At 67.7% G+C, this 6,760-nt stretch carries 3 protein-coding genes and 2 pseudogenes; 1 reads left to right on the forward strand and 4 read right to left on the reverse strand.

What is annotated here, in order from left to right:
• Window positions 1–26 precede the first annotated feature (26 nt).
• Window positions 27–704 (forward strand): annotated as a pseudogene (locus EN780_RS24200) (ATP-binding protein); the annotation flags it as partial.
• A 284-nt stretch (window positions 705–988) separates the two neighbouring features.
• On the opposite strand, the gene EN780_RS24205 reads toward EN780_RS24200, so the two are convergent.
• The 4 genes and pseudogenes from EN780_RS24205 to EN780_RS24220 form a co-directional block, all read right to left on the reverse strand.
• Window positions 989–3,163: a malate synthase G gene (locus EN780_RS24205; RefSeq protein WP_128275532.1), complete on the reverse strand. Its 2,175-nt coding sequence runs from the start codon at window positions 3,161–3,163 to the stop codon at window positions 989–991.
• A 243-nt stretch (window positions 3,164–3,406) separates the two neighbouring features.
• A pseudogene (locus EN780_RS24210) lies at window positions 3,407–5,423 on the reverse strand (hydantoinase/oxoprolinase family protein).
• 195 nt (window positions 5,424–5,618) lie between these two features.
• Window positions 5,619–5,990, reverse strand: coding sequence for an endonuclease domain-containing protein (locus EN780_RS24215; RefSeq protein WP_128275533.1), 372 nt, complete (start codon window positions 5,988–5,990; stop codon window positions 5,619–5,621).
• 101 nt (window positions 5,991–6,091) lie between these two features.
• Window positions 6,092–6,718 (reverse strand): CDGSH iron-sulfur domain-containing protein, encoded by a 627-nt coding sequence (locus EN780_RS24220; RefSeq protein WP_127394246.1) that lies wholly within the window; start codon window positions 6,716–6,718, stop codon window positions 6,092–6,094.
• Between the last annotated feature and the right edge of the window lie 42 nt (window positions 6,719–6,760).

A 6,760-nucleotide genomic window follows, 5' to 3' on the forward strand; every position in this document is an offset into this window, starting at 1 on the left:
CCGCCATCGAGGCCGAATGATGCGGGGCGCGGCCCGGCGAGGTCTCGCTCGCCCATCACGGCGTCTTGTTCCTCGACGAATTGCCGGAATTCACGCCGCAGACGCTGGACGCGCTGCGCCAGCCGCTGGAGACCGGCGACTGCGTGATCGCACGCGCCAACCACCGCGTCACCTATCCGGCGCGCATCCAGCTCATCGCGGCGATGAACCCGTGCCGCTGCGGCATGTCGGGCGAGCCCGGCTATCGCTGTCTGCGCGGCGAACGCTGCCGCACCGACTACCAGGCGCGCATCTCAGGCCCGCTGCTCGACCGCATCGATCTCAGGATCGAGGTGCCGGCGGTCTCGGCCAGCGACCTGATCCGGCCCGACAAGGCCGAGAGCAGCGCTTCGGTGGCGCAGCGCGTGGCGCGCGCCCGCACCATCCAGCGCGAGCGGCTCGAACGGCTTGGCGCGACCGTGACCACCAATGCGCATTGCTCGCCTTCGGTCATCGAGGAAATCGCGAGACCCGACAGCGCCGGCCTGACCCTGCTCAAGGACGCCAGCGAAAAGCTCGGCTTTTCGGCGCGCGCCTATCACCGCGTGCTGAAAGTGGCGCGCACGCTCGCCGATCTCGATGCCAGCGAGACGGTCGGGCTGATCCATCTCGCCGAAGCGATTTCCTACCGGATGAGCGCGGAGCGCATGGCGCAGGCGGCGTAGTCTAGTCCTTCTCCCCGTTTACGGGGAGAAGGTCCCGGCAGGGGGATGAGGGGCAGCGCAGGCGCTCATCCAGCCCCGGTGCAGCCGCCCGTCTTCATTTGGGGTCGCAAAGGGCATGTAGGTGGCGCGGAATCCGATGGCCGTCGCGCCGCCCCTCATCTGGCTGCCGCCATCTTCTCCCCGTTAACGAGGAGAAGGACGCTCTCGCCAGTGGTTTCGCCAATCATCAAGGCCGCAGGCGCGTGCCGCCCGAGCCGGCGGCGTGAACCGAAGCGGCCGCCACCCTACTCGGCCTTGTTCCGCGCCTTCAGCTCCAGCCGCCGCGCGTGCAGCACCGGTTCCGTATATCCGTTTGGCTGGACCGTCCCCTTGAACACCAGGTCGCAGGCGGCCTGGAAGGCAACTGAATTGTCGAAATCCGGCGCCATCGGCCGGTAGAGCGGATCGCCGACATTCTGGCGGTCGACGATGGCGGCCATGCGCTGCAGCGAATCCCTGACCTGGATTTCCGAGCACACCTTGTGGCGCAGCCAGTTGGCGAGGTGCTGGGAGGAGATGCGCAGCGTGGCGCGGTCCTCCATCAGGCCGACATCGTTGATATCAGGGACTTTCGAGCAGCCGACGCCCTGGTCGATCCAGCGCACGACATAGCCCAGAATGCCTTGCGAATTGTTGTCGAGCTCGCGCTGGATTTCGTCCGGCGTCCAGTTCGGCCGCACCGCGACCGGCACCGACAATATGTCGTCGAGCTTCGCCTTCGGCCGGCTCTTCAGCGCCGCCTGGACGGCGTGGACGTCGACCTTGTGGTAATGCGTGGCGTGCAGCGTCGCCGCCGTTGGCGACGGCACCCAGGCGGTGTTGGCGCCGGCCTTCGGATGGGCGATCTTTTGCTCCAGCATCGCCGCCATCAGGTCGGGCATCGCCCACATGCCCTTGCCGATCTGGGCATGGCCGGCCAGCCCGCATTCCAGCCCGGTGTCGACGTTCCAGGCCTCGTAGGCGGAAATCCACGCGGCCTGCTTCATGTCGCCCTTGCGGATCATCGGGCCGGCTTCCATCGAGGTGTGGATCTCGTCGCCGGTGCGGTCGAGGAAGCCAGTGTTGATGAACACGACGCGCTCGCGCGCCGCGCGGATCGCTTCCTTGAGGTTGACGGTGGTGCGCCGCTCCTCGTCCATGATGCCCATCTTGATGGTGTTTTTGGCCATGCCGAGCAGGGCCTCGACGCGGTCGAAGATCTCGACGGCGAAGGCGACCTCCTCCGGCCCGTGCATCTTCGGCTTCACCACATACATCGAGCCGGCGCGGGAATTGGCGCGGCGGCCGCTGGCGCCGACATCGTGCAGCGAAATCAGCGCCGTCAGCGCGGCGTCCATGATGCCTTCCGGCACCTCGTTGCCGTCGCGATCCAAAATCGCCGGGTTGGTCATCAGGTGGCCAACATTCCTGACCAGCATCAGCGAGCGGCCGGGCAGGGTCAGCGCGCCGCCGGAGGGCGCGGTGTAGGTGCGATCAGGGTTGAGCTTGCGGACAAAGCTCTTGCCGCCCTTGCTGATCTCTTCGGCGAGATCGCCCTTCATCAGGCCGAGCCAGTTGCGGTAGACGACGACCTTGTCCTCGGCATCGACGGCGGCGACCGAATCCTCGCAGTCCTGGATGGTGGTCAGCGCCGATTCCAGGATGACATCGGCGATCCCCGCCGGATCGGTGCGGCCGATCTGGTTGGCGCGATCGATCACGATCTCGATATGCAGGCCGTTCCTGACCAGCAGCACCGCTTCCGGGTTGGCGGCATCGCCGCGATAGCCGGCGAATTGCCTGGGATCGGCAAGCGTGGTGGAGCCGGCGCCCTCGCCCAGCCGCAGCATGCCGTTGGTGAACGAAAGTCCGTTGACGCCGGCCCATTTGCCTGACGTCAGCGGCGCCGATTGGTCGAGGAAATCCTTGGCCCAGGCGATCACCCTGGCGCCGCGCGCCGGGTTGAAGCCCTTGCCCTTCTCGGCGCCGCCGGTCTCGGGAATGGCATCGGTGCCGTAGAGCGCGTCATAGAGCGAGCCCCAGCGGGCGTTGGCGGCGTTGAGCGCATAGCGCGCGTTCATCACCGGCACGACCAGCTGCGGCCCGGCAACGGCGGCGATCTCCGGATCGACATTCTGCGTCGAGACGCTGAAGGCCGGGCCTTCCGGCACCAGATAGCCGATCGCCTTCAGAAAGCTCTTGTAGCCCTCCATGTCGAGCGGCGCGCCGTTTTCGCGGTACCAGCCGTCGAGCTTTTCCTGCAGGGCGTCGCGTTTTGCCAGCAGCGCCCGGTTCTTCGGCGCCAGCTCGTGGACGATGGCGGAAAAGCCGTTCCAGAATTGTTCCGGCTCGATGCCGGTGCCGGGTGCTGCCTCGGCCGCCACGAAGTCATGCAGCTCGCGGGCGATCTGCAACCCGGCGGTCTCGATGCGGTCGGTCATCAGCACGTCTCCAGCTGTAGGCTTTGCCGGGCCTTTGGCATGTTTGGGGTTACGGGGTCAATTCGGCTTAGGGTGAAGGCGTCCTTCTCCCCGTTCACGGGGAGAAGGTGGCGGCAGCCGGATGAGAGGCGGCGCGACGTTACGCAAAGTAGGCGGTGCTGCGAAATCACGTTGGTCGGCGCCGCCCCTCATCCGCCCTTCGGGCACCTTCTCCCCGTGAAACGGGGAGAAGGAAAGGGCGCCTCACACCGCAATCCGCGGCCGTCCTGTCGCCACCGCCACCACATGCGCCTCGATGAACATGCGCTGGCTCTCGACGGTCGAGACCTTCAACTCGGTGGCGACGTCGATCTCGGCGTTGTCGGTGCCGGCTTCCTTGGCCCGCTCGGCGACGATCGCCCTGACATCGGCCTCGGCTGCGGCGATCGCCTTCGCCTCCTCGGTGAAGTCGCGCACGGTTTGGCCCGAGGCGAGGCGGAACAGGCCTTCCTTCGGCTGGCTGATCCGGGCCTCGGCCGAGACGCGGACCTGGCCGACGACGGCGCCGAGCGCGTTGGCTACGTCGGTATCGTCCGGCACGACGCAGCCATTGCCGACCAGCCGCGGCAGGCCGGCATAATGCAGCGGCGCCGAGGCGCCGAGGCCGATGACCGGGCGGTCGAGCGCGACGCTGAGGCGGGCGATGCCGGGATGGGCGTCGACGGCGCGCTGCACCAGCGCGTGCGCGACCGCGGCGGCGCCATCCAGCCCGTCCTCGGTGAAGGCGGTTTCGAGGATGTATTCGGCCGACCAGCGCGTCAGCGTCACCAGCACGCGTTCGGCGAGCGCTTCCGGCGTCGCGGCGATCGCCTGGCCGCGGCCGTCGCGCTTGCGGGCGAACAGCTCGGCGCCGAGGCGGGCGGTGGCGGCATGCCAGTTGGCCTGCTTGCCGAGCACATGGGCGGCGTCGGACGGCGTGAAGCCGCAGATATGCACGAGGCCGCGCGCCACCAGCCGGTTCAGCGTGGCGTTCTGGGCGTTGGAAGAGAGCAGCCGGTCGAGCGCCAGCGGCGTGGCGCCGATCGCCTCGTAGAGTTTTGCCTCCGGCGCGGTGAGGCCCGCGGCAAGTCTTTCCGGCACGCCGGTGCGGACGGCGAAGCGGCCATCCATGCGGCCGGGGTTCGGCGCGCGCAGCTGCCGCTCCAGTTCCGATGTCACGGCCTCGCCATGCGCCATGCCGGCCAGCGCCAGCGGCACCAGGCGGCGTGGCCCGAGCAGGATCTTTGGATTGAGCGCGCCGTCCTCCAGCGCCACTTCGGAATCGCCGCCGAGGCCGAAGGTGCGCATGGCGACCGCCTCGACCATGGTGCGGAAGCCGCCGACGGTGGCACCCTCCGGATCGAGCCGGGGGCGGCCGCTGTCGAGCACGGCGACGTCGGTGGTGGTGCCGCCGATGTCGGAGACGACGGCATCGTCGAGGCCGGTCATGTGACGCGCGCCGACGAGGCTGGCGGCCGGACAAAATGGTCTCGATCGGCCGCTGGCGGGCGAAGGCGGCGGAAACCAGCGCGCCGTCGCCGCGCACCACCATCAGCGGCGCTGCAATGCCGCGCGCTTCCAGAAACCCTTCGGTCGCCGCCACCAGCCGGTCGATCATCGAGATCAGCCTGGCGTTGAGCAGCGTGGTCAGCGCCCGGCGCGGGCCGCCGAGCTTGGCCGACAGTTCGTGGCTGGCGGTGACCGGCAGGCCCGTCTTCTCGCGGATCAGGTCGCGAGCGGTGACCTCGTGCGCCGGGTTGCGGGTGGCAAAGTAGGCGCAGACGGCAAAGCCCGACACCGAACGCCCAAGCTCCGGCAGTGCGGCCTCGAGGCCCGAGAGGTCGAGCTTGGCCGCATTGCCGTGCACGTCATGGCCGCCGGGGCAGAACACCACCGGATCGGTGCCGAGCGCGGTCTTCAGCCCGTCACGGGCAAGGTCGGCCTCGGAAAAGCCGATCATGATCAGCGCCACGCGGCCGCCCTGGCCTTCGACCAGCGCGTTGGTTGCCAGGGTGGTCGACATCGACACCAGCTTGATCGAAGCCGGATCGGTGCCGGCTTTCTGCAGCACCGCGTCGACCGCGCCGGAGATGCCGACAGCGAGGTCGTGCCTGGTGGTCAGCGCCTTGGCCTTGGCCAGCACCTTGCCCTTCGGCCCGCCCTCCTCCGCCCACAGCACGGCGTCGGTGTAGGTGCCGCCGGTGTCGATGCCGAGGAAGAGCGGGATTGGCTTGGCGGTCATTTTTGCAGGCAGTCCGGGCAAAAGGATTGGTGCCTGCCCTTAGCCGATATGGCGTTGCGGATAAAGCCGGGAGAGATGGGCCAAGGGAGGTGGAGAGCGTGATCTCCCCCCTCGTGGGGGAGATGGCCGGCAGGCCAGAGGGGGGCGCTGTCCCGCCGACCTTGCCGTGATTGCGCCCGTCGCCGGCCAATTCGTTCAGGACGCGCCGCCGAGACCCGCCGCAATCACAATATGCTGACAGACATTGTCGATGTCGCGACTGACGTCATCGTTCCAAAAGCGCAGGACGGTCCAGCCGTCCTGCTCCAGACGCGCTGTCCTTGCTTCGTCACTGACAACCGCAGCGGCTTCCGTATGCTGGGAGCCGTCGACCTCGACGACGAGCTTCTTTTGTGGGCAAGCGAAATCGACGATGTAACCGGCGATCGGAAATTGTCGGCGAAAGCCTAGCCCCATCAGCCGATGCGCGCGAAGCTCGTTCCAGAGCTTCAGTTCGGCTGATGTCATGACCTTGCGCATCGACTTGGCGTTTGCGCGATGTTTTGAAGGCAATGGCGTGTGGGGCATTGTCAATGCTCGTTGGCTATTGAGGTTGCCACTCTACGGCGCCCCCCTCTGTCCTGCCGGACATCTCCCCCACGAGGGGGGAGATCGGCAGCTTCCACCGCCTACCCCACGAACCCCACCCTTTTGTGCGAATTGTCGCAGAACGGCTTGTTGGCCGAATGGCCGCAGCGGCAGAGGAAAACCCGCGTGGTGCGGTCGATGGTGTGGCCGGTGCCGGTGACGATCTCGGCATTGCCCTCGAGCTTGAGCGGGCCGTTGACGGTCGGGGCTATCCTCAGCGGGCCGTCGCGGGCCTCGAGCGCCGGCGTGTCCTTCAGCGGCGGCTCGCCGGTGGCGGTGAAGCCGGCCTTGATATGGGCGTTGTCGCAGAACGGCTTATTCTGCGACAGACCACAGCGGCAGAGCGTGGCGCGATAGAAAGTCTCGTCGCCGAGAACGATCTCGGCATGCACGGCCAGCGGGCCGTTTTCGCGCAGCCGCACCGTGTTGACCACCGGCGGCTTCTCCTGCGGTCCGCCATCCTTGCGATGGTAGGTGATGGCGCCGGACGGGCAGTTCTCCGCCAGCGCCACAACCTTCTCGACGCTGGCCGCCTCGGGGTGGATCCACTCGCCCTTGGCGTTGGGCACAAAGACGTGCGGATTGCCGAGCACGCAGTTGCGCGAATGGATGCAGCGCCTGCCGGAAAAGGAGACGTCGACCTTCTCGCCTTCGACCGTGCCTGCCATGGGTGGGGTCTCCTCTTGGGTGGAGACAGGCTAGGGCGAGGG

It is taken from the genome of Mesorhizobium sp. M4B.F.Ca.ET.089.01.1.1 (genome assembly GCF_004022605.1).
Taxonomy (GTDB): domain Bacteria; phylum Pseudomonadota; class Alphaproteobacteria; order Rhizobiales; family Rhizobiaceae; genus Mesorhizobium; species Mesorhizobium abyssinicae.